This is a genomic window from Nostoc sp. C96, assembly GCF_059384975.1.
Genome location: NZ_CM182020.1, coordinates 1,752,914 through 1,776,495 on the forward strand (window position 1 = coordinate 1,752,914; position 23,582 = coordinate 1,776,495).

Annotated in this window: 25 protein-coding genes; 15 read left to right on the forward strand and 10 right to left on the reverse strand. The window is 41.2% G+C overall.

Annotated elements, in window-relative coordinates:
* Positions 1-200 precede the first annotated feature (200 nt).
* Genes AC504W_RS07560 through AC504W_RS07570 form a run of 3 tightly spaced genes read left to right on the forward strand, consistent with a single transcriptional unit; the run spans position 201 to position 2,484 of the window.
* A complete protein-coding gene (locus AC504W_RS07560; protein WP_494877118.1) occupies positions 201-623 on the forward strand; it encodes a QcrA and Rieske domain-containing protein in 423 nt (140 codons plus the stop codon).
* Between the two features lie 34 nt (positions 624-657).
* The gene (locus AC504W_RS07565; protein ID WP_494877120.1) at positions 658-1,872 is read left to right on the forward strand and encodes a HEAT repeat domain-containing protein; all 1,215 of its coding nucleotides are present in this window, start codon (positions 658-660) and stop codon (positions 1,870-1,872) included.
* Positions 1,873-1,905: 33 nt separating this feature from the next.
* A complete protein-coding gene (locus AC504W_RS07570) occupies positions 1,906-2,484 on the forward strand; it encodes a Uma2 family endonuclease (protein WP_494877121.1) in 579 nt (192 codons plus the stop codon).
* Positions 2,485-2,577: 93 nt separating this feature from the next.
* On the opposite strand, the gene AC504W_RS07575 is transcribed toward AC504W_RS07570, so the two are convergent.
* Positions 2,578-3,969, reverse strand: a complete 1,392-nt coding sequence (locus AC504W_RS07575) for a 1-acyl-sn-glycerol-3-phosphate acyltransferase (RefSeq protein ID WP_494877122.1) — start codon at positions 3,967-3,969, stop codon at positions 2,578-2,580.
* A 238-nt stretch (positions 3,970-4,207) separates the two neighbouring features.
* Between AC504W_RS07575 and AC504W_RS07580 the strand changes: the two genes are divergently transcribed.
* The 3 genes from AC504W_RS07580 to AC504W_RS07590 all read left to right on the forward strand — a co-directional run bounded on the left by AC504W_RS07580 (position 4,208) and on the right by AC504W_RS07590 (position 6,965).
* A complete protein-coding gene (locus AC504W_RS07580) occupies positions 4,208-6,019 on the forward strand; it encodes a proline--tRNA ligase (RefSeq protein ID WP_494877124.1) in 1,812 nt (603 codons plus the stop codon).
* Between the two features lie 126 nt (positions 6,020-6,145).
* Positions 6,146-6,268, forward strand: coding sequence for a hypothetical protein (locus tag AC504W_RS07585; RefSeq protein WP_494879586.1), 123 nt, complete (start codon positions 6,146-6,148; stop codon positions 6,266-6,268).
* 73 nt (positions 6,269-6,341) lie between these two features.
* Positions 6,342-6,965 carry a GerMN domain-containing protein gene (locus AC504W_RS07590; protein WP_096574867.1) on the forward strand — a complete coding sequence of 208 codons (624 nt, stop codon included), beginning with the start codon at positions 6,342-6,344 and terminating at the stop codon, positions 6,963-6,965.
* 73 nt (positions 6,966-7,038) lie between these two features.
* Here AC504W_RS07590 and AC504W_RS07595 read toward each other — a convergent pair whose 3' ends face one another.
* The 3 genes from AC504W_RS07595 to efp all read right to left on the reverse strand — a co-directional run bounded on the left by AC504W_RS07595 (position 7,039) and on the right by efp (position 8,789).
* On the reverse strand, positions 7,039-7,386 hold the full coding sequence (locus tag AC504W_RS07595) for an ArsR/SmtB family transcription factor (protein ID WP_062289993.1): 348 nt from the start codon (positions 7,384-7,386) through the stop codon (positions 7,039-7,041).
* A 62-nt stretch (positions 7,387-7,448) separates the two neighbouring features.
* A complete protein-coding gene (accB, locus tag AC504W_RS07600; protein ID WP_494877127.1) occupies positions 7,449-7,976 on the reverse strand; it encodes an acetyl-CoA carboxylase biotin carboxyl carrier protein in 528 nt (175 codons plus the stop codon).
* Between the two features lie 255 nt (positions 7,977-8,231).
* Entirely contained in the window at positions 8,232-8,789 is a 558-nt protein-coding gene (efp, locus tag AC504W_RS07605) for an elongation factor P (RefSeq protein ID WP_494877128.1), read from the reverse strand.
* A 363-nt stretch (positions 8,790-9,152) separates the two neighbouring features.
* Here efp and AC504W_RS07610 point away from each other — a divergent pair, with 363 nt between their 5' ends.
* Positions 9,153-10,259, forward strand: a complete 1,107-nt coding sequence (locus tag AC504W_RS07610; RefSeq protein ID WP_494879588.1) for a peptidylprolyl isomerase — start codon at positions 9,153-9,155, stop codon at positions 10,257-10,259.
* A 44-nt stretch (positions 10,260-10,303) separates the two neighbouring features.
* Here the strand turns inward: AC504W_RS07610 and AC504W_RS07615 are convergent, their stop codons facing one another.
* A complete protein-coding gene (locus AC504W_RS07615) occupies positions 10,304-10,873 on the reverse strand; it encodes a Uma2 family endonuclease (RefSeq protein ID WP_494877130.1) in 570 nt (189 codons plus the stop codon).
* An 85-nt stretch (positions 10,874-10,958) separates the two neighbouring features.
* Here AC504W_RS07615 and thiL point away from each other — a divergent pair, with 85 nt between their 5' ends.
* Entirely contained in the window at positions 10,959-11,960 is a 1,002-nt protein-coding gene (thiL, locus tag AC504W_RS07620; RefSeq protein WP_494877131.1) for a thiamine-phosphate kinase, read from the forward strand.
* Positions 11,961-12,026: 66 nt separating this feature from the next.
* Here the strand turns inward: thiL and AC504W_RS07625 are convergent, their stop codons facing one another.
* Together AC504W_RS07625 and nadD are read right to left on the reverse strand one after the other, a co-directional pair.
* Positions 12,027-13,040 (reverse strand): type I glyceraldehyde-3-phosphate dehydrogenase, encoded by a 1,014-nt coding sequence (locus AC504W_RS07625; protein ID WP_096574879.1) that lies wholly within the window; start codon positions 13,038-13,040, stop codon positions 12,027-12,029.
* 116 nt (positions 13,041-13,156) lie between these two features.
* Entirely contained in the window at positions 13,157-13,780 is a 624-nt protein-coding gene (nadD, locus tag AC504W_RS07630) for a nicotinate (nicotinamide) nucleotide adenylyltransferase (protein ID WP_494877133.1), read from the reverse strand.
* Between the two features lie 395 nt (positions 13,781-14,175).
* On the opposite strand from nadD, the gene murC reads away from it, so the two are divergent.
* The 4 genes from murC (at position 14,176) to AC504W_RS07650 (ending at position 17,822) form a co-directional block, all read left to right on the forward strand.
* Positions 14,176-15,636: a UDP-N-acetylmuramate--L-alanine ligase gene (murC, locus tag AC504W_RS07635; RefSeq protein ID WP_494877135.1), complete on the forward strand. Its 1,461-nt coding sequence runs from the start codon at positions 14,176-14,178 to the stop codon at positions 15,634-15,636.
* Positions 15,637-15,725: 89 nt separating this feature from the next.
* The gene (gene murB / locus AC504W_RS07640) at positions 15,726-16,727 is read left to right on the forward strand and encodes a UDP-N-acetylmuramate dehydrogenase (RefSeq protein WP_494877136.1); all 1,002 of its coding nucleotides are present in this window, start codon (positions 15,726-15,728) and stop codon (positions 16,725-16,727) included.
* Between the two features lie 176 nt (positions 16,728-16,903).
* Positions 16,904-17,251, forward strand: coding sequence for a YbaB/EbfC family nucleoid-associated protein (locus AC504W_RS07645; RefSeq protein WP_015113098.1), 348 nt, complete (start codon positions 16,904-16,906; stop codon positions 17,249-17,251).
* An 88-nt stretch (positions 17,252-17,339) separates the two neighbouring features.
* Positions 17,340-17,822, forward strand: a complete 483-nt coding sequence (locus AC504W_RS07650; protein ID WP_494878601.1) for a low molecular weight protein-tyrosine-phosphatase — start codon at positions 17,340-17,342, stop codon at positions 17,820-17,822.
* A gap of 18 nt (positions 17,823-17,840) precedes the next feature.
* Here the strand turns inward: AC504W_RS07650 and AC504W_RS07655 are convergent, their stop codons facing one another.
* Positions 17,841-18,524, reverse strand: coding sequence for a response regulator transcription factor (locus AC504W_RS07655; RefSeq protein ID WP_494877138.1), 684 nt, complete (start codon positions 18,522-18,524; stop codon positions 17,841-17,843).
* 474 nt (positions 18,525-18,998) lie between these two features.
* Between AC504W_RS07655 and smpB the strand changes: the two genes are divergently transcribed.
* The gene (smpB, locus tag AC504W_RS07660; RefSeq protein WP_096574889.1) at positions 18,999-19,466 is read left to right on the forward strand and encodes an SsrA-binding protein SmpB; all 468 of its coding nucleotides are present in this window, start codon (positions 18,999-19,001) and stop codon (positions 19,464-19,466) included.
* Between the two features lie 162 nt (positions 19,467-19,628).
* The gene (locus AC504W_RS07665; protein ID WP_494877140.1) at positions 19,629-19,907 is read left to right on the forward strand and encodes a WGxxGxxG family protein; all 279 of its coding nucleotides are present in this window, start codon (positions 19,629-19,631) and stop codon (positions 19,905-19,907) included.
* Positions 19,908-19,984: 77 nt separating this feature from the next.
* Here AC504W_RS07665 and AC504W_RS07670 read toward each other — a convergent pair whose 3' ends face one another.
* Entirely contained in the window at positions 19,985-21,412 is a 1,428-nt protein-coding gene (locus AC504W_RS07670; protein ID WP_494879590.1) for an IctB family putative bicarbonate transporter, read from the reverse strand.
* A gap of 17 nt (positions 21,413-21,429) precedes the next feature.
* Between AC504W_RS07670 and AC504W_RS07675 the strand changes: the two genes are divergently transcribed.
* Positions 21,430-21,561, forward strand: coding sequence for a hypothetical protein (locus tag AC504W_RS07675; protein ID WP_494877144.1), 132 nt, complete (start codon positions 21,430-21,432; stop codon positions 21,559-21,561).
* Positions 21,562-21,711: 150 nt separating this feature from the next.
* On the opposite strand, the gene AC504W_RS07680 is transcribed toward AC504W_RS07675, so the two are convergent.
* Positions 21,712-23,265: a GAF domain-containing sensor histidine kinase gene (locus AC504W_RS07680; protein ID WP_494877145.1), complete on the reverse strand. Its 1,554-nt coding sequence runs from the start codon at positions 23,263-23,265 to the stop codon at positions 21,712-21,714.
* Positions 23,266-23,582 lie beyond the last annotated feature (317 nt).

The window sequence follows — 23,582 nt, forward strand, 5'->3', positions numbered from 1 at the left end:
TTAGTAAAATTGCTAATTGTGGATGAGATATATGCGTTTTCTGCATCACACAGAGAAAGTGAGTGATGCAAAATCATCGGTTTATACATTCAGCATGGGTAAAAAATTAGAAACATTATGCTGATGGTGAACTTTTTACAAATCACTAACCGTAGAGCAGGCGATCGCTGTTACTCTAATTACAAATAATTTCCACAACTATGAAACGTCGTGATTTCATTAATTGGGTTGGTTTAGGTTTAATAGCTAGTAACCTACCAGTTGCGATTGCTGCCTGTTCTTCACCAAGCAGTACATCAACATCAGCAGCATCGGGAGATTGGCAAAAAATAGGTACAACCAAAGAATTAGACCAAAATGGGCAACTTTTAGTCAAAAATTCTCCTGTCGGAAATGTTTTGGTGGTTGGTATATCTCAAGCAGGAAATTTAATTGCTGTTGACCCTACCTGTACTCATAAAGGCTGTACCGTAGATTGGAAAGCTGACGCGAAAAAATTTGCCTGTCCCTGTCATCGTGCAGAATATGGCACTGATGGTCAAGTGCAGAAAGGCCCAGCAGAAAAACCCCTCAAAACTTACACCGCTAAAATTGAAGGCGATGCCATTTTAGTTAAGGGTTAACTGAAGTATTCAGATTTCACACTTCATACTTTTTATGCAAGGCAATATCAACCAGCTTTTGATGCAGGCGCAGACAGCGTATGATAGTGCTGACTGGTCATCACTGATTCAATATCTACAACAGTTGATTTTGGTAGATGATGAGCAACATTCAGAATATTTGCTGGAATTAGCACTCTCTATTTTAGAAATGGGGGATTTTCAGCAACGCTGGGATATTAGCAAGGTATTACTGCGCTTGGGAAATATTGCTATTTCACCATTGATTAGCATCTTAGAAGATGAGGATACAGAGGAAGAATTGCGCTGGTATGCGGCGCGGACTTTGGGCGAGTTTCAGCATCCAGAGGCGATCGCACCTTTGGTAGAATTGCTCAAAACTAGCAATGATGAAGAATTAAAAGCGATCGCCGCTACAGCACTAGGGCAAATGGGGAGTTTAGCAATTACTGAACTCTCGGAATTGTTAAAACAAGATGATACCAGATTTTTGGCAGTGCGATCGCTTGCTTATATTCGCACTCCAGAAACTATCACACCATTGTTGAGTGTGGTACAAGATGCCGAAGTTGCAGTTCGCGTCACTGCATTAGAAGCTCTAAGCAGCTTTCATGATCAACGTGTAACACCTGTACTATTGCAAGCTTTAGATGATGTAGTTGCAGCAGTCAGACGTATAGCTGTGTTGGGTTTAGGGTTTCGCCCTGATTTAAATTCCGAACTAGATTTAGTAACACGACTACAAACCAAGCTTTACGACTTCAACATTGAAGTTTGTTGTGCTGCTGCTACAGCCCTTTCTCGCCTTGGTGGTGATGCTGCTACCCATCATTTATTTACAGTATTGATGTCACCCCAAACACCCACAACCTTACAACTAGAAATTATTCCTGCTTTAGTTTGGGTGGGGACACTCTCTGGTTTGGAATATTTACAGCAAGCATTCAACCAAATTCAATCAGAAAAAGTGTGGCAGGAAATTGTCACCGTTTTGGGGCGAGTAGAAAAACCGCATTTAGCTACAAAAGCTACAGAAATTTTATTAGAGTTCTTGAATTCCCATCATCCAGCAACAGAAATTACTAATATCAAAAGTGCGATCGCCTTATCTTTAGGACAGTTAGGCAATCAGCAAGCTATCTCCTCATTAACTACTTTAGTCAAAGACTCGAATGAACAGGTAAAATTACATGCGATCGCTGCACTCAAAAAACTCGCACCAGAATTTATCCCATCCAGTCTTGATTAAAATTAAATTAATCCTCAATTCCTATTAGCTTTTATGAGTATCTTCACAGCTAAACGCTTCACCATATTTGAATATCACCGTTTAACTGAACTCGGCTTTTTTGCAGAAAATGATCGAGTTGAGCTAATCAAAGGAGAAATCATTGAAATGGCTGCAAAAGGTACACCACATTCTGTTTGTGAAACTCTTTTATTTAGAGAAGTGATTAAACTTTTAGATGACCGTGCTTTGGCAAGAAGTCAGCAGCCTATCATCTTAAGTGATTACAGTGAACCCGAACCAGATTTAGCAATTGTTCGTAATGTAGATGATGACTATCTTTCTGCTCATCCTAGTCCATCTGATGTTTTACTGCTGATTGAGGTGTCTGATTCCTCTTTAAAATACGACCAAGAAACAAAATTATCTATCTATGCTGAAGCAGGTATTCTCGATTATTGGATATTTAATTTAGTAGATAATTTTTTGGAGTGTTACAGCGAACCTTATCAAAGCTCACAAGGACAATTTGGTTATCGTCGCAAACTCATATTTCTCCCAAATGAATCAGTCAATCTACCATACTTCAATGATTTAGTTTTAGATTTATCTAAAGTCTTCCCAGGTGTGTAATTTATTTAAAATATAAATAAATTATGAGTGCTGATCCAGTTTGGTGCTTTTTTAGAATAGAGCCTTCAGATGTACTCAATATCTCTCAAGCTTTTAATCAAGCTGTAGAGCTATCGCCTGTTGTAAATCATTAGTAAAATCAGCCACCGCTTGCTTTGCACCTGCGCGACTTTCTTTATATGCCGAATAATGCTCAGATATAGATAACGGCTGTCCGATAGTAATCTTAACTTTCTGCTTACCTAATTGCGGACGTTGGAAAGATTTATCACCTTTAATTTTGGCAATCATCTGCGATAAAATTAAAGTCGTTTCAGCAAATCTTTCGACTGAAGGTTTCGCTTTAATATAGTTACCAGAAACTGCCACAAAACTTTCTACTAAACGCATGTGCCACATTCTCGCAGTCGCTTCTTCAGCAATGCGATCGCCTAATGCTATTTCCACAGAAGATAATTTTTTGATATCCTTAAAATCTTCCCTAAATATATAATTCCAACCAGCTTGTTCTACCCGCCGACAACGGTCTGTTAAAGTACCTTTTGCTTGTAAGTTAAAATATTGTTCGGATATTTGCAATGCAGCATTTAATAAAGCTTGTAATCTTAATGCTAAGGCTTCATTTCTATCTTTAATTTCACTTACAGTTTGAGCATCTGCCAACTTTTGATGATAAAATCGTGTGTAAAATTGCTCCATTAAAGATAATAAATGCTCTGCTAAAGCCAATAATCGCGGATAAAGTAATTCCATTGAAGCAATATTATCTTTTCTTCCCGCATTCACAGGCAAACCACTAACCGTTTCTAAATCACTTAATAATTGCGCGATCGCACTCCAAGGCGCATTTGTATAACTATATTTCAGCCCAACTGGTACAATTAAAACTCGTTCCGAGCGTCCAGCTTTTTGTAAATCTTCTGCACACCAAAAGCCTAACTGAGCAATACCAGGTTCCAATGGACTCATAATTTCTGATAGTCCATTTGTTGCACCTTCTGGCGCAGCAGCCATTGGAAATCTACCATTAGCGAATAAATCACGCGCTGAACGCAACCCTGTCCAGTCAGCCTTACCACGTTGAATCGGTGTTCCACCCAACCGCGAAGCCACCCAACCCGCATATTCACCTGCCCAAAGAGGAATGCCGCGATCGTAGATAAAATGAGCATGAATGGGAGATTGTAATTTTATGCCCTGTTCTCGCGCAACCTTCGGCACCAGTTGAGACAGCAAGTAACCTAAACAAAAAGGATCATCTGTTTTGGGATGACGAAACGCCAACAAAAAGCGCACCTTTCCTTCTTGAAACTCACGATAAAGATCCGCCAAAATCTCAACGTTGTCTGCTTCAATGTGGGAAATAGCAGTTTGCCATTGTATCCAACTAGGTAAAACCGTTTGAACAACTCGCAAAAATAAGGGATTAAACGCTGGCTGGATAAATTCTAGAGGCGGCTGCGCTTGATAAATTACGTCTGACAAGGTAAGTTTCTCCTGAAGTAGTAGAGAGTGCTGAGTGCTGAGTCACCGAAGTTTGCTCAACGCGGGGAACCCGCGCACGCAACTTCTCGCTGAGTACTGAGTATTTTAAAAAGGTTTGGGATGCAGGTTGGAAATAACAAATGACAAACGACTATTAACCAAGCACTTTATACTTCATACTTCATACTTCATACTTTATTTGACACAGAGATTAACGATTCTAAGAAGGGATTAAACGATGCGACTGTCACAAATGTTATTCGTTACACTCAGGGATGATCCTGCTGATGCGGAAATTCCTAGCCATAAGTTATTACTCCGTGCAGGGTATATTCGTCGCATCGGTAGCGGTATCTATGCTTATCTCCCATTCATGTGGCGGGTGTTGCAAAAGGTTTCTCAAATTGTGCGCGAAGAAATGAACGCCACAGGCGCACAAGAATGTTTGTTACCCCAACTACAACCCTCTGAGTTGTGGAAGGAATCAGGACGTTGGGATACTTACACCAAAGCCGAGGGAATTATGTTTTCCCTGATCGATCGCCGTGAGCAACAATTAGGATTAGGGCCGACTCATGAAGAAGTCATCACTGCGATCGCTCGTGATATGATTCGCTCTTATCGTCAATTACCGCTACATCTCTACCAACTGCAAACTAAATTCCGTGACGAAATTCGCCCCCGCTTTGGTTTGATGCGTGGACGAGAATTCATCATGAAAGATGGCTACTCCTTCCACGTCGATGAAGAAAGTTTGAAAAAAACCTATCAAGATATGTATCAAGCCTACAGCAATATGCTGCGGCGTGCTGGTTTAGCTTTTCGTCCCGTAGAGGCTGACTCTGGTGCAATTGGTGGTTCCGGTTCTACCGAATTTATGGTTTTAGCGGAGGCTGGTGAAGACGAAGTTCTCTACACCGAAGATGGTAAATACGCAGCGAACGTAGAAAAAGCTGTTTCTCTACCTGCGGACGGGTCAGCTTCACCGTTTACTAGTTATGAAAAGCGGGAAACACCAGGAACAGATACGATTGAAAAACTCTCTTCATTCCTCAAGTGTTCTCCCACCCAAATAGTTAAAAGCGTTTTGTATCAAACAGTCTACGATAATGGCTTGACTGTGTTGGTACTGGTAAGTATTCGTGGAGATCAGGAAGTTAACGAAGTCAAATTACAGAATGAATTGACGCGGTTAGCTGGTAACTACGGTGCGAAAGCAATTATCGCCTTAAATGTACCCAGTGCAGAAACACAACAAACCTGGGCGGCGAAATCCCTCCCTTTAGGTTACATCGCGCCAGATATTAGCGATGAATATATTGCTGGGAACAAACAAGTTCACGCCAAATTTGTGCGGTTAGTGGATAAAACAGCCGTTGATTTGAAAAATTTCGTGACTGGTGCGAATGAAACTGGCTATCACGTAGTTGGTGCAAATTGGAACGAGCAATTTAAGCTACCAGAAAGTGTAGTAGATTTGCGTAAAGCAAGACCAGGCGATCGCGCCCTGCACAACCCTGAACAAACTCTCAACAGTGCTAGAGGTATCGAAGTTGGTCACATTTTCCAATTAGGCACAAAATATTCCGTGGCGATGGGTGCAACTTATACCAACGAGCAAGGCGAAGAAAAACCCTTGGTGATGGGTTGCTATGGTGTGGGTGTGTCGCGGTTGGCACAAGCCGCAGTTGAGCAATCCTACGATAAAGATGGGATTATTTGGCCTGTAGCGATCGCACCTTATCACGCGATTGTCACAATTCCTAACATTAATGATGCCCAACAAGTGCAAATAGCTGAAAAACTCTACACTGAACTTAATCAAGCCGGAATTGAAACATTATTAGATGACCGTGATGAACGCGCCGGAGTCAAATTTAAAGACGCTGATTTAATCGGTATACCTTATAGAATTGTTACCGGACGTGCAATTGCTAACGGCAAAGTTGAAGTAGTAGAAAGAGCAACTCGCCAATCTCAAGAAATTGCCATTGATGAAGTTATCACTACATTGAAACAATGGATTACAGCAGCAATAAATAATAAATAATTAGCGACAGAGTACAACAAAAAGATCCCCGACTTCTTAGAGAAGTCGGGGATCTGAACCTCTATTTCCTATTGCCTAATTCTTAATAATTTCCTAAATCTCACGAAACAATGAGATTTATAGAATTTGGCAGATGACGGATTTAAATTACAAATTCTAGAATTAAGGAAGGACTATTTAGATTTAGCGATCGCATTATTTAAGCGTATCGAGCTATTCATGAAATCTCTGGAAACTCTCAACTTATAAGTATCGTCCATAACCAGGCTGCTCTTCACATAAACATTATTTCAGCCCTAAATCAGTCAGGAAGGTTTTTAATATGAATAATGAACCAAGATCTAATCGCGTATCTTCGGGTGTAGTTGCAGCCGTCTCAGCTGCTGTGATTGCAGTTAGCGGTGGTGTAGCTTGGTTGACAACTACCCAGTCGCCAAACAAAGCTCCTGTAACAACCAATCCCGCCAACCCTAATCAAAGCATTCAACAGCCAACACAGCCAACAACTACCCAACCAAATGAAAAAACTGCTCAAGTTTACTGGTTAAAACCTCAAGAAAAAAATATTGCTTTAGTTCCTAAATCAGTTGAAGTAGCCGCAAATCAGCCTAACCAAGCTTTAGAAAGAGCTTTTCAAGCTTTATTAGAAGGGCCAAGCGACAGTACAGATTCAACTACCATTCCCAAAGGTACTAAGCTATTGGGCTTGAATGTCAAAGGTGATGAAGTCCACGTCAATTTATCAGATAGTTTTACCAGTGGTGGCGGTAGCACATCAATGGTGGCGCGTGTTGGACAAGTTGTTTACACAGCCTCCAGCTTGAACACCAAAGCTAAGGTTTACATTGACGTAAACGGCAAACCTTTAGATGTCTTAGGCGGTGAAGGCGTAGAGTTGCAACAACCTCTGACGCGTGAAAGCTTTGATAAAAATTATCCACTTTAGTCAAAAGTCAAGAGTCAAAAGTCAAGAGTCAAAATTACCATTGACTATTGACAAATGACCATTGACAAATAACTTAAAGTTTTGTATTCAGAACGCGAAAGTTACGAGCTTGCTGTTCTAACCTTGTAGCGATGCGATCGCATACCTGATTACACAATTCAAAAATCATTTCGTCTTCCACCCGATAGTAAGCGCAAGTGCCTTCACTGCGACGGCTGAGGATTCCGGCTTGCCACATTACTTTCAGGTGTTTGGAGACATTTGCCTGCGAAGTTTGTGTTGCCTCTACCAATTCTTGTACACATTTTTCTTCATCCCGTAATAAGTGTAGTAGCCGCAGACGCATCGGCTCACTTAACAGGCTGAAATATTCGGCTACTTGTTGCACCACTTCCGGCGGTACAGGCAACGCTTGTTTCATCAGGAATGATCCGTAAAAACAGACAAGGTTAACAATCACTCATTTCATATATAGATTAATACTTAATCAGGGTTAATTCGCATCAAAGGTTGACCATATTCTACAGGTTCCCCATTTTGGAGAAGAATTTCCATAACTTGCCCGGAAATTTCGGCTTCAATTTCATTCATTAGCTTCATCGCTTCAATGATACACACCGTTTGTCCTTGACGGACGCGATCGCCAACTTCCACAAAAGGCGCTTCGCCTGGTGCGGGTGCGCGATAAAAAGTTCCTACCATTGGCGAAGCAACTTCAACTAATCTTTGATCTATCGCTGAAGGCGCATTTGCCGACATTTGTACACCAGCACCAGCCACAGCATTATCTAAAATACGCTCGGCAGACAGCGTGGGTGCTACGCCTCCGGTTGCAACTGTCGTCACTGCCGCTACACCACCAATAGCAGCTGGCGGTACAGCGTGATTGTTAAAGCTCACAGCTTTACGCACTGTTAGCTCAAAGTCATCACTTTTAAGAGTTACTTCTGCAATATCTGTTTGTGCAATAGTTACCAGTAGTTGGCGGATTTCATTAAAGTCCAAAGGCACAGCTTTTATTACCTCAACCTGTCCATAAATTAAGAATTTTTCAGTAATACCAATTTAAAAATGATTGAGATTGATGGATTGACACAACTCAGACACAGACAGTCATTCCCAATCCAAAATCCGTCTTGAAAAGTTTGCTCAAGTCGGGAAACCCGCCCACGCAACTTTTCGCAAAATCTAAAATGGTATGAAGGCAGGGATTTAAACCCTATACAGGGATTTAAATCACAATTAACTCTAAATTCAAGAGAAAATTTATTCCCTGCCTAAATATTTATCTTCACGAGTATCAATCCGAATCCGTTCTCCTTGAGAAATAAACAAGGGAACCATAATAGTTGCACCAGTTTCTACTATGGCTGGTTTAGTGCCACCTGTAGCCGTATCACCCTTAACACCAGGATCAGTTTGAGTAATTTCTAGTACTACTGAATTAGGTAATTCTACTTCTAGCACTTGCTCACCCCAACGAATCACATTGACTTCCATACCTTCTTTGAGGTATTTAACGCGATCGCCAATTTGCGTAGCGCTAAGTCGTCCTTCTTCATAGGATTCCATATCCATAAAGACAAACTCTTCGCCTTCTTTATAGGTATGCTGCATTGTGCTTTTTTCCAGAGTCGCTTGCGGCACAGTTTCCCCAGCCCGGAAAGTCCTTTCTAGAACCTTACCGCTTTGGACGTTTTTCAGGGTTGTTCTGACAAACGCCGAACCTTTACCGGGTTTAACGTGGAGAAAATCTACCACCCGCCATACAGACCCGTCTAATACAATTGATACACCGGGTCGAAAGTCGTTACTAGAAATCATGAAGCTTTCAAATGTTGGAAGACAATCGGCATTTATTGTACCCTTCAAGCGGATTAATTGGTTAATTAAGTAGAAGGCAGGAGGCAGGAGGCAGAAGGCAGGAGGCAGAAGGCAGAAGGGAAAAAGCAGCTTGTACCAACGTTTGACAAGTTGACACAATCATTTGTCATTTGTTGTTCTCCATCGCTCCTCCAACTCCTAACTCCTTCCTAAAATACTCAGCACTCAGCGAGAAGTTGCGTGCGCGGGTTCCCCGCGTTGAGCAAACTTCGGTGACTCAGCACTCAGCACTCCTAACTATGGGAAGATTATTGTTGGGTTCCGCCCAGTCAACAATATTCATGCTGCATTTGAGCCATACTCATGTTTAAGTTAATAAAATCCTGGCTAAAGTCCAGCCTAGTAACAATACTGTTGGTAATTATATTTTTAGGCATCAATACAGCTGGCTGGACTCCCTCCAGTAATGCCGCCTTACCCTCTGGCAATGCAATTACCGACGGCAAAGCTTTGTTGCGTTATGCACTCCCGATTAAAAATGAACCAGTACGGCAACTACAAGCCAGTCTAGAAGACATATCAACCCAGTTGCGGGCTAATCGACGTTGGGGTGCTATCTCCAAAGACCTCAGCAAAGCATCCCGCGTTCTCGATAAGCCTTCACAAATCTTAGCAAGCGTCCCCGAAGAACGCCAACCCCAAGCCCAAGCATGGGTTGAAGAGTTAACATCTGGTGTAGCTAAACTGCAAGAATTGACACAATCTAAAGATAAAGAACAAATTCTGCAAGAGAGAAATAAACTGCTAAATTTAGTTTCTTTGCTAGAAGAGTCAATGGTCAAAGGATTTCCCTTTGAAGTACCTGCTGATTACAGTAATTTGCCACAACTCAAAGGTCGTGCCACTTTAGAATTTAAAACTAATAAAGGCAACTTAACAGTTGTTGTTGATGGTTACAGCGCACCAGTGACTGCTGGTAATTTTGTCGATTTGGTACAAAGGGGTTTTTATAACGGGCTAGAATTTACTCGTTCAGAAGAATCCTACGTCTTGCAAACTGGCGACCCCCCAGGCAAAGAACAAGGCTTTATTGACCCAAAAACAGGCAAATACAGGGCAATTCCTTTAGAGATTCTAGCGGAAGGGGATAAAGCACCAACCTACGGCATTACCTTAGAAGACGCTGGTCGTTATCTAGATATGCCAGTTTTACCTTTTTCGTCCTTTGGTGCATTAGCAATGGCTCGTCCTGAAAGCCAAGTTAATGGCGCTTCCTCGCAAGTGTTCTTTTTCTTATTTGAACCAGAACTCACTCCCGCCGGACGTAACTTGCTAGATGGACGTTACTCTGTGTTTGGTTATGTCACAGAAGGCAAAGATGTTTTAGATACACTCAAAGCTGGTGACAAAATTGAATCGGCAACTGTAACTCAGGGCATAGAAAATTTAGTGCAGCCTCAAGCAGCTTAAATTGAAGTATGAAGTATGAAATTTTACACTTCATACCTCATACTTCAAATTGTTCCAGCAGCAAATACTTGATGAGGCGCGATCGCTAATTCTGGAAACGTCCACGATATAATCTTTTGGTCGGCAGTAAATACCGTTTCTTCGTAAAATCCTTCTTCCAACAACAGTACAGTAATTTTTAATTCTAACGGGTCGACAATCCAATATTCTGGCACTCCAACCGCGGCATATTCAGACCGCTTATAACGATAGTCACGCTTGAGCGAATCAGGACTAACAACCTCTACAATCAGTAATGGTGCTGACTCAAACACAGCTGAAGCCTTAAGTAAGTCTCGTGCTTGCTCCTGTGTCACTACACACAAATCAGTTAACCTAGACTTATTTCTTCCTGTTCTCGTCCCAGTTTCCCGAAAAGTTAACCAAGCTAAACTTAAACGCTGAATTTCTGAGATGAATGTGGTATCTAAAAAAGCCACAATTAAGAAATGTTCAATCGTTGGGGGATTCATTAATTCCAGTCTGCCATCCACTAACTCGTAGTGAAAACCACTGCCATCATCATAAGTTAAATACTCTTCAAATGTGAGTTTTGTTATTGGTGTAGTGACCATCTCAACATCCCCCTAGACGATACCATCATAGTAACTGAAGTGTGAAGTCTGAAGTGTCATCTTCCTTCCTCCTGACTATTGACTAATGACAACAATTAAAGATATTGGCGAACAAGGCCTGTTAGCAAAATTACAAAGCTTTTGTCCCGCAGAGATTATTGGGGATGATGCAGCAGTGTTAGTAACTGCGCCAGGAAAATCTTTAGTAGTAACAACAGATGTCTTAGTTGACGGCGTACATTTTAGTGATGCTACTACTTCTCCAGAAGATGCAGGTTGGCGAGCCGCAGCCGCCAATTTATCCGATTTAGCTGCAATGGGGGCTTGTCCTTTAGGAATCACAGTTGGATTAAGTCTTCCTGGTGACTTAAAAGTAAGTTGGGTGGAGCGACTTTACCAAGGAATGACAGAATGCTTGCAAAAATACAATACCCCAATTGTTGGCGGTGATGTAGTGCGATCGCCGACCACAACTATTTCCATTACAGCCTTTGGCCAAGTCGCTCCCCAGCGAATCATCCGCCGTTCTGCTGCTAAAGTAGGAATGGCGATCGTGGTCACAGGTGTTCATGGAGCCTCCCACGCTGGCTTACAATTGCTCCTGCATCCCCAATTAGGGCAGAACCTCACTACCGAACAAAAAAACACTTTTATCAAAGCCCATCAACGCCCTCAGCCACGATTAGATGTCTTACCCATTCTTTGGGATATTGTAAATCACACCGCCTCTACTGTCGCAGGTATGGATAGTAGCGATGGTTTAGCAGATGCTGTTTTACAAATTTGCCGCGTTAGTGGTGTTGGTGCTGTATTAGAACGCCATCAAATTCCCTTCCATACAACTTTGGAACATTGGCTTAAACCAGAACAAGCAATAGAATATGCTCTCTATGGTGGCGAAGATTTTGAATTAGTGCTGTGTTTACCACCAGAACAAGCAAAAACTCTAGTTAAACAACTCAGTCAAGGCGCAGCAATTATCGGCAACATCACATCTGGTTCAAAAGTACTCTTGCATGACAAACAAGAAAAAATCCCTGACCAAGTTCTCAGCCTTAGCCAGGGATTTCAACATTTTGGTCAATAGTCCAGAGTCAATAGTCCATAGTAATTACTATTGATAATTAACAAAAGAATATTGACTATTGAAAAATTATTGCCACTTCTCAGCTACTAGTTCAGCCAAATCAAGAACACGTTGGCTGTAGCCCCACTCGTTGTCATACCATGCCATAACTTTTACCAAGTCACTGCCCATTACCAAAGTTAGGCTGGCATCAATAATCGAAGAAGCATCAGTACCTTGGTAATCAGATGATACTAACTGGAGTTCACTGTAATCTAGTATACCCTTTAGTGAACCCTCTGAGGCATCTTTGAGAGCTTGGTTCACTTCTTCCGTAATAGTACGCTTCTCAACCTGAACAACGAAATCTACCATTGAGACGTTCGGGGTTGGTACACGCAAGGCAACGCCATTCAGCTTACCTTTGAGTTCTGGAATTACTAGCGCCACTGCTTTTGCTGCACCTGTCGAGGTGGGGACAATATTGATGGCTGCTGCTCTTGCCCGACGCACATCACGGTGAGAAGCGTCTAACAAACGCTGGTCTCCAGTGTAACTGTGGGTTGTGGTCATTGTGCCTTTGATGATGCCGAATTTGTCATTTAGCACCTTGGCAATGGGAGCCAAACAGTTGGTAGTACAGCTGGCATTACTAATAACGTGGTGTACATTGTGATCGTAATCGTGATGATTCACACCGATAACAAAAGTACCATCTTCATTTTTCCCAGGGGCGGTAATTAGAACCTTTTTGGCTCCAGCATTTACATGCTTTAACGCTCCCTCTTTGCTAGTAAATACCCCAGTTGCTTCGATAATTAGGTCAATTTCCCATTCTCTCCAGGGCAAGTTTTCTGGATTGCGATCAGATACGCATTTAATGGTTTTACCGTTAACGATGATAGAGTTATCATCGGCGGTAATGTCAACATCCTTTAACTTCCCAAGCATCGAGTCATACTTCAGGAGGTGAGCATTTGTTCTAGGATCTGATGTGTCATTGACAGCTACAAGGTCGATATTACTATTTTGCCGACCTAGCCAACAACGTGCAAAGTTACGCCCGATGCGCCCGAAACCGTTGATTGCGACTCTAATCACAGTGTCTTGCCCTCTGTATTTATGCCTATAAGTTGATATCTTTGACCCCAATCATATCGCAAAGGAGGGGAGTATTAATAACTATAAAGTGTTAGATCCAAAAAAAAATATATATTTTATTCAGATTTTTCTGAATAGAGGTTATGAGTCCTGATGTAAAATCTAACCGACTCAGGGACTAAAGACTTAATAGATTTACTTTCGCAACAAAGTTTGCGAATATGACTTGACGAAAATCCTACTAAGGGTATATTCAAGAATTGCCAGTGAATGGTATGCGACCTCTGTCTTAGTTGTTGCTCTACTTGTTGGCAGGTTATATCGCTTTGAACTGTATCACTATCTAATTGTCGGGGCGCAATCAACCAATCACACATTTGTGCTAGTTCGTGTCCACGGTACCAACGGGGCAAGGTTTGGAAAGTATCCAAACCCACAATCCAGTACCAGCGAGTATTTGAATAAATAGCAGATAAGTCAATGAAAGTGTTGATGGCATAAGAAGTTCCAGAGCGACTGGTCTCAACTAATGAGACAGTAAAAGCTGGGTTTTCTTGCGTTGCTAGTTGTAGCATCTTTACCCGATGCTCAAATGGTGCTGCTTGTTTATGCGGAGGATTAAATGATGGTACCCAAATTATTTGATCTAGGGATAGTTGATGCAAAGCCGTTTCGGCTATAACCAAGTGTCCCCAATGAATCGGATCAAATGTGCCACCAAAAATTGCCAGTTGCTGCATTCAATCATGCCTAGGCTTATACTTTTGAAACACAATTTCACTATCAATGTATTATTGTACTCAATTCATGCCTTAGCTTGATGAAATTTAAAAGTGATTTGGTTACGAATGTATTATCTTAACTCTTACCAGTCAGGAATCTAAAAATATGTATTTGTCATTACATGAATTTCTTTCCCGATGCAGTGGAAATTTGCAGAATAATCTTAAAAACAGTTCAGAAATAGCAAAAACCTCCTACAAAGGTAAAATCATTCTCAATCCGCATAACGAAAGCGGAAAAGCTCTCAGACAACTAGCCTAAAAAAGCTGTAGAAAAATTTACGGTAAAAAACAAATTCCTGTTATGATACGCGTGTCATTTGTGAATATGGTGTGGTGTAGAGGAGTAATCAATGAGTAATGCTGTGGATTTTGGCGGTAGACCATTCCATTTCATTGGAATTGGTGGCATAGGTATGTCTGCTCTGGCTTATGTATTGGCAAAGCGTCAATTGCCAGTATCAGGTTCAGATGTTCGGCCTAATCATATTACGCGCAAGTTGGAATCTATCGGTACACATATTTTTGGTAAGCAAGAAGCAAGTAATCTTGAATTCTTTCGTCCCAAGGTAATGACGAATGAAGCAGCATTAAGTTCACAAGAATTATTAGCTGTTCCTGTGTCCTTACTACCTCAAGTAATTTGTTCAACTGCAATTAACACTAACAATTTAGAATATAAAGCTGCTTTAGAATTAGGTTGTCCGATATTGCATCGCTCAGATGTACTAGCTGCTTTGATTGCTGATTATAAAAGCATCGCTGTAGCAGGTACTCATGGCAAAACTACAACAAGTAGTATGATTGGTTATATGCTTCTGCAAGCTGGTTTAGACCCCACAATTTTGGTAGGTGGTGAAGTCAATGCTTGGGAAGGTAATGCTCGCTTGGGAGAAAGCCAATATTTAGTAGCAGAAGCAGATGAATCTGATGGTTCTTTGGTGAAACATGCACCGGAGATTGGCATTATCACTAATATTGAACTAGATCACCCTGACCACTACGACACATTAGAAGAAGTAATTGATACTTTCCAAACATTTGCGCGGGGTTGTAAGACCTTAATTGGCAGTATAGATTGTGAGACAGTACGCGATCGCCTGCAACCTACAATCAGCTACAGCCTACATCAAGATACTAATGCTGACTATAGCGTTACTAATATTGACTATCGTCATGATGGTACCACAGCACTGGTTTGGGAACGCGGTAAAGCTTTAGGTGTGTTAAAGTTGCGCTTACTGGGTCGTCATAACCTTAGCAATGCTCTAGCCGCAGTTGCAGTCGGTCGAGTTTTAAATTTAGAATTTGGTGAAATCGCCAAAGCTATTGCCACTTTTGAAGGTGCAAGACGACGCTTTGAGTTTCGTGGAGAAGTTGATGGCATTACATTTATTGATGACTATGCCCATCATCCTAGTGAATTGCGGGCTACTCTGGCGGCTGCACGTCTTCAGGCTAGACCAGGACAAAGAGTGGTGGCTATCTTCCAACCACATCGCTATAGTCGCACACTAACGTTTTTAGAAGAATTTTCTGAGTCGTTTGCCCATGCTGATTTAGTTGTACTAACTGATATTTACAGTGCAGGCGAACCTAACTTAGGGCAAATCAGTGGTGAGCAGTTAGCCGCAGAAGTGGGTAAATTCCATTCACAAGTGGTGTATCAATCAACTTTACCCCAAGTGCGCGAGTTCTTGCTGAAAACGCTCCGTCCTGGAGACTTGGCACTGTTCCTGGGTGCAGGAAATCTCAATCAAGTAATTCCGGAATTAATTACTACTCTTTGCGAGGCTGCTACAGCCACATCCTAAGACCGTTGAGTAACGGCGCTATCAATTCATAATTATTGCTGTATTTTTGCGGCAGAAAAATGTAAAAATTTCACAAAATTGATGTCAAAATGAAAATCTCCCAGGCAGCTGGAAACATCTGCACAGTTTCTGCTACACCTACACAGAAACCAGAAACAGATAAATCATCAGATAGCAAAATAATTTACTTACCAGGTACAGATTGTATTATCAAGCCACAAGCTTCGTTGTCTGCATTTACATCCTATAGAGTCGGGGGAGCGGCGGAATGGTATGTTGCCCCCCGTAACTTAGAAGCATTGCAAGCCAGCTTGAATTACGCAAAAGAACATAATTTAAGAGTAACAACTTTAGGTGCAGGTTCTAACCTGCTAGTAAGCGATCGCGGTTTACCAGGTTTAGTGATTGCCACACGCCATCTTCGTCACAGTCACTTTGACCCAGAAACAGGCTTAGTAACAGTCGCTGCGGGAGAATCAATCCCTAGCCTAGCATGGGAAGCAGCACAACTGGGCTGGCAAGGTTTAGAGTGGGCTGTGGGGATTCCCGGAACTGTGGGTGGTGCCGTAGTTATGAATGCAGGCGCACATAATAGCTGCATCGCAGATATCTTGGTGAGTGCTGAAGTCTTTTCACCTGATGGCAAACTAGAAACTCTGACACCGGAGCAATTAGGTTATACCTACAGAACTTCATTACTTCAGGGAAGCGATCGCATTGTCACCCAAGCAACTTTCCAATTGCAACCAGGTGCTGATCCAGCCAAAATTTTAGCATTAACTAAACAACACAAACAGCATCGGCTTTCTACCCAACCTTATAATTTTCCCAGTTGTGGTAGCGTATTCCGCAATCCCAAACCTTATACTGCTGGTTGGTTAATTGAACAAACGGGTCTCAAAGGCTATCAAATCGGCGGCGCACAAGTAGCACAACTTCATGCTAATTTTATTGTGAATCGTGGGGGAGCCAAAGCTAGTGATATTTTCTGCTTAATTCACCACATTCAAGAACAAGTGCAAGAACGCTGGTCGATTTTGTTAGAGCCAGAAGTCAAAATGATGGGTGAGTTTCAGGCAGCTTGTGGATAGTACACAAAAGTATGAAGTCTGAAGGTTAAAATATAAAGTTTTATCCTTTAGTCTTCTTACTTTATTCTTAAGCAGATCCACGGCCTATTAATTATTAGTAACAAAAGTGGCAAATTACCACCCGCATCTATAATTGAATTTGATTTGTTATTGAAAGCACACGCGGACAATCAATTATGACAGGTAAAGGACAAGGATTCGGCTTTGGCTTAGGAAAAATGAAAGAACTAGCCGAAGCCTTTAAAAAAGCGCAGCAAGTTCAAGAAGGCGCAAAGCGACTCCAAGAAGAATTGGAGCAAATGGAAATTCAAGGAGAAGCTGGCGGTGGTCTGGTCAAGGTGATTGTCAGCGGAAACCAAGAACCGAAGCGAGTAGAAATTTCTCCCGATGCTTTAGCACAAGGATCAGAACTACTTTCTGATCTCATAACAGTGGCAATGAAAGATGCGTATAACAAGTCCACAGCAACAATGCGGGAACGTATGGAAGAATTAACCAGTGGACTCGAACTGCCTGGATTTTAATTAGTAGTCATTGGTCAATAGTCATTAGTCATTGGTTTGTACAAATGGCAAATGACTAATGACAAGTGACAAAGGACAAAAAATATCTATGCCCTACAAGCTATTGTTTGTCTGTCTGGGGAACATTTGTCGTTCGCCATCGGCGGAAAACATCATGAATCATCTGATTGATCAGGCTGGATTAAGTAGCAGCATCTGCTGTGATTCTGCCGGGACATCTAGCTATCACATTGGTAGTCAGCCTGACCGTCGGATGAGTGCGGCGGCGGCTAAATTGGGAATTCAACTGCGTGGTCGAGCCAGACAGTTTGCCAAGTCAGATTTTCAAGAGTTTGATCTGATTTTGGCAATGGATCGAGATAATTATGAAGATATTCTCACCCTTGACCCAACTGGCAAATATCACGACAAAGTGCGCTTAATGTGTGATTTTTGTACTCGACATAGCCTGAAAGAAGTTCCCGATCCCTACTACGGCGGCGTAGAGGGATTTAATCAAGTTATTGATTTACTGGTTGATGCTTGTGAAGGGCTACTTCAGGAGATTAATAATCAGCAATTAAAAGCTTAATTGATATAGCGCCAGCAACTATTCTACTAAACCATGTTTGATGGCAAACCGCACCAGTTCAGCCCGGTTACTGGTAGCGGTTTTTCTTAATAAACTACTAACGTACTTTTCTACTGTTCTGGAACTCAGGTGTAACTGTTGACCCATTTCGACATTAGACAAGCCATGAGTCAGTAGTTCGAGAACTTCTTGTTCTCTAGAAGTCAGAGAGGAGAAAAACTCAGGTTTTTCCAGATGGGTAAATACAGAGTTATGAGCTTCTAATGCAGTTGCTGGGGTTGAAGTAGTGACATTTTCTTTATGGGAAACCCGGTACTCTGATTGAATAATTTGCGATCGCTCCAACAAATTGCGAATCGCCGCAGCTAGCTCCTCCAACTCAAACGGTTTTGGTAAATATAAATCACACCCCGACTGATAACCTAGAATTCTCTCTTGGGTTTTGGTACGTGCTGTTAATAAAATTACAGGCAATAAGCGGAATCCTGGTTGTTGGCGCACCCGACGTACCAATTCATAGCCATTCATTCTTGGCATAACAATATCAGTGACAATTAAATCAGGACGGTATTCTTCTACCATTGCCAAAGCCTCTTGACCGTCATTAGCTGTGATCACCGAGTAGCCAGACAGTTCAAGATAATCACTAATAGACAGACGAGTGCCCAGGTCGTCATCCACCACAAGGATCGTCAAGGGCATGGACAGTACACCCCTAGCATTTTTGTTACTTAGAAATTTGCGTCTACGAACTGTTTCAGTGAACACAGGCAATAATAGTGTTCTTATGTTTCATACTATGACAGGATTACTAGTTAATGACTGTCCGATAGGGAATTTCTAAAGAAAATCTTAAATCATTAGAAGTTGCTCAAGCAGTTTAACGTAGGTTTAATAGCTAGTGCTTGTCAGGCATAGAGACTTTTGTAATTCTTAACAACACGCAATTAATATAAAGTAGTCACTCACTATAATGTAAATAATACCGACTGATCAATCATAATACCGGAAGTAGTCGGCAAATAACATTTTAATTGATGGTTATAAAAAGCTAGATTAATAGGATAACACTGATATTCAGCAAATAATTAATTTATAGTAGTTTAATACGCCTCTATAAATTCACAAGGTAGTCTAAACGATTTTGGCAACACATTTAAAGTTATAAAAATATCAATGAGTGAAAAAAGCGACAGTTACAAAGTTATTAGCGACAATCGTCAAGCCCGTTATTTGTATGAAATCTTGGAAACCTATGAAGCTGGCGTTCAGTTGACCGGAACAGAGGTTAAGTCTATTCGTGCCGGCAAGGTAAATCTACAAGATGGTTATGGTTTGATTCGTGATGGGGAACTATGGCTACTCAATGTTCATATTTCTCCATACAATGCTAGTGGGCAATATTTCAATCATGAACCAAGACGCACGCGTAAGCTACTACTGCATCGTCAAGAAATTCGTAAGTTAATTGGCAAAGTCGAACAACAAGGTTTGACACTAGTACCTTTAAAAATGTACCTCAAGCGAGGTTGGGTAAAAGTTAGTCTTGCCCTTGGTAAAGGTAAAAAAACCCATGACAAGCGAGAAGACATCAAACGCCGTCAAGATCAACGCGATATTCAAAGAGCAATGAAAAATTATTAAATTGTCAATAGTCATTAGTCAAGACGTAGAAGTAGGAAATTTCATACTTCATACTTCAGCGTGAGTTGATAAACAACCTAGTTTATAGCTACAGATTGATTCTGGTTGCGTTAGGACTCGATACATTGGTGAGTAACTTTGGAACCAATGAGGAACTTCACCATGAAAAGCAACCTTACTAAAGCTGTTAGCGCTGGAGTACTAACATTAGGGATGGCAATTATGCCTTTAACATTACCTGTACAAGCTCAGGACAATACTACTACTACCACTGGTGATGCACCACGCACAACTACTTACGATCGCAATGATTTTGATTGGGGTTGGCTAGGATTACTCGGTCTGCTTGGTTTAGCTGGTTTAGCTGGTAGAAAGCATAACGATGAACCTAGCCGTTATCGTGACCCTAACGCTCCTGGTGCTACTAGCTACAGAGACTAACGCCACAATATAGAATGCAGAAAAATCAAGAACAAACATGGGCAAGTGACGGTAGAAACTTGCCCATTTATTCAGAATTAATTAGTAGCTGAATCTGGGTTAGAGAAATTAATTGGTTGAGTATTGTTTTGATTGAGCGGCACCCAGTAGCTGGCAATTATAGCCACCATTAACCACCACAGGGTATTGACTTCAGGCCGGAACCAAATTGTATCTACTGTACCGTGAGCTAACATCCCCAGCAAAGTAGCACAAGCACCGATTAACCAAAATCCTTGAATATTTCTCGATTCTCGCAATCTTCGCAGTTGTAACAATGCTGTATTAAAAGTGACTAAGATTAGCCACAGAAAACAAGCTAAACCAATAAAGCCAGTTTCAACAGCCACCTCTAGCAGAATTGAGTAGGCGCTTAAAGCACTATAACGAGGATGTTGATAAAGTGGGTAGATTTTATTAAAAGCATTATGACCGGGGCCAATGCCAATAATCGGGCGATCGCGAATCATTTCAAAGACAGCATCCCAAACATTACGGCGATAATTATTACTGCTATCTTGGCGATCAGCAAAAATACTAAAAACTCGCAGTCGGACTGGCTCCACAAATATGACTGCTAGGAGCAATAATCCCAGGGTACCTCCCAAAATTATCGGCAGTGACCAAGTACGCCAAAAACGCGGGAGTTCTAGACTCCGCCAATAAACTAATAATGCGATCGCAGTTAAAATTGCCACTACTAGCCCTATCCACCCGCCACGGCTAAAAGTCAAAATTAAGCAGGCACTATTCACAACTAGCATAGTCAATGCCAAAGCTTTTTTAATCCAACCTTGCCAAGCGAAAATAGCTACTAAACTCAAAACAACAGATGGCATTAAATATCCAGCTAACAAGTTAGGATTACCCAAATAACTATAAACTCTGGTTGTTTTAGACAAAGGTGATTCCGGGTCTACCCATGTAGCCAATTGGGCAGCGCCAAAAAACCATTGCCGTAATCCATATACACTAACAATTAGCGATATATGTAGATATAAGGTAATAATCAAAGACCGGAGCCGTGGCGACCTGAGTACCCTAGCACAAAGGGCAAACAGCAACAAATATAGTGTTAATGTCACCAAGTCGTTCAAAGCGGCCTTTTTTACTGGTGATAATGCTGTAGCTACTACAGCAATTCCCCAATAAAGCAATACCAACAAGTGAATAGGTGTAACTAACGGAACAGTTGCTGGTACTGGCTCATCAGATAAAGTCAACAACAGCCAGAATCCTACACATGCTGTCAGCAGTAACCCGATCAATGTACTTGAAACAAAAGGTGCAAGAGCATAAACTAAGCTGATTAAAGCAGCTGCAATTATGTCTCCCGACTGCATCAGAATGCTGCTTTGCCGCCACGAATTGAATAAACCAACCGCAAAACGGCGTAAGTAGCTAGTAGCGAGGTATTCTTTGAGTGGTAAATCAGATAAAGTAAATCGTTGCCAGGCTAAATTCATAAAACACGCTGCATTTAATGAGCAGATCTGCACAAGCAGAACTTGCACTTAATCATAATGCGGGTGATTATAAACAGGTAACAACGAAGATGGCAAATTTAGTAGAGAAACTTTCGTGCCAAGACACGAGTGTCTCTGGGCAAAAATAGGAAGATCACATCTAAAAATTGGCAAAAAATTGAAATTTAAGGTTTTTATATTTTTACTTATGCCTCTTCATACTAGTATGATTTATCAGGCGATGCTGATTAAAGGAGAAAAATGAATAGTTGGGTAGATTCAAAAAAAGTAGCTTGTGATTAAATCTCGTTAACGGCTTCAGTAGTAGTAGCAGTTTGTAGCGGCAAAGAAAGTACATAACGGTGTCCTGATTCTGCTGAACCTTGGATCGAAATTTGCCCACCATGCAATTCTGCTAACTGACAACTTAGTAACAAACCTAAGCTTTCACGGGATAAACTATTATTACTCTTAACCAACTCCAGATCAGGGTTGACACTTAACAAATCTGAGTAGGAATCAGTCAAGTTTGGTGATTGTTCTAGTGTGATTGATAAACCGCCTAACTCATCTTGGTTTGTGGAATAAGTACTGTACGATGCCGCTTCGTTGGCAAGTTCCAGTAGAGATAGGGGATGAAGACGAAAATAGGGATCAACTTCAGTAATCCCATCTCCCAACCAAGGATGTGAAACCCAAACAGTAATGGTGAGTATATTTTCCTTGTAAGAGACGTGAATTCTCACAATACTACCTGTCGCCGATAATTGAATAACACTGAAAACCATGTGGTAAAGTATTTGTCGCACCTTGTCTTTGTCTAAAGGCCAAATGCGACCACGCCCAGGTTCTATTGAGAGGCGAATATCTTGCTCCCGACGGTTAGCGGGTTCTTCTAGACTATTAATAGCTTGTTGACATAACATTTCAATGTCTACTGGAGCTATGTTTAGTACCAGTGAATTTTCATCTACTGTGCCTAATTCAGTAATCTCGTTAACTAAAGAAAGTAAGTAACGCCCGCTGTGTTGAATAATTTCTAGATATTCTCTTTGCTTAGTTGTCAAAGGCCCATAAATTTCTCGACCTAAGACACTAGCCATACCTAATACTGATGTTAAAGGAGTGCGTAATTCTTGCGTAAGTTGCCCTAAAAGTTCTAATTTTAGTTGTCTAGTAGAACGTGATTCTTTTTCTAAAGTCGCTGATGTTAATTTTAAGCTATTGGTAGCTTCTTCATTAATAAACAAAGTAGACGCGCTTTTATGATTGCTCTTTTCTGATCTACTTTGCAGGAGTCGATTCCGCTCAAATTCACTCATGCTCCAACGAGCTATGATTTGTAAAAATTCAATATCTCGATTTTTAAATTCGCGCGGTACCAAATCCATAACTGCCAAAGCACCTAAACAATGCCCTGACGAATCAATTAATGGCACTCCCAAATAAGCGCGAATGCCATATTCTTGAACTAATTTACTAGTAATAATAGTATTATTACTGTATTTTTGAGTATCGTTAATAACTAATTCTCTACAAGATTCTACTACTTGGGTGCAGAAAGATTCTCGACGCAACAACTGACGGTTTTGCGCCAAATGATTCATCAATCCTAGTCTGGATAAACCTACAGATGACTTGAACCAGTGGCGCTCCTGATCTACAAATCCCAATATGGAAATTGGCGCTTCCAAAAAATGGGCAGCCGTTTGAGTCGCTTCCTCAAAGACCGGAATTGTTTCAGGTTGCCGCAAACCCAGTTCAAATAATACTGTGAGTCGTTGTTGTTCTCTCGTTTCCTGAGAGGCCCAACCATCCTTAAGAGCAAATAATTTGTTTTCAGGCTCTACCATTGCCACCGCTACCTTGATAATTCGTCGATATTGTAATATATATAACCAATGTTGCCTGGTTATGATTTCCTATAGTTAAGCATTCCCCAATTTTGCCCTCGACAAACAATAATCGCATAGAAATTTTATACAACTGTGGAAAATACCGTGATCTGGTAGGATGTTGTGATTAAGCGAAGTTTTAATATCAAAGAACGTTAGTTTCCAATTTTATCTGGGTAAAATAATCTTGGAATTGGTATAAAAGTATTTTTCCTTAGTTGATTTTATACATAGAGTAAAAACTAGGAGTTTCTGATATATCTACGCAATGATTG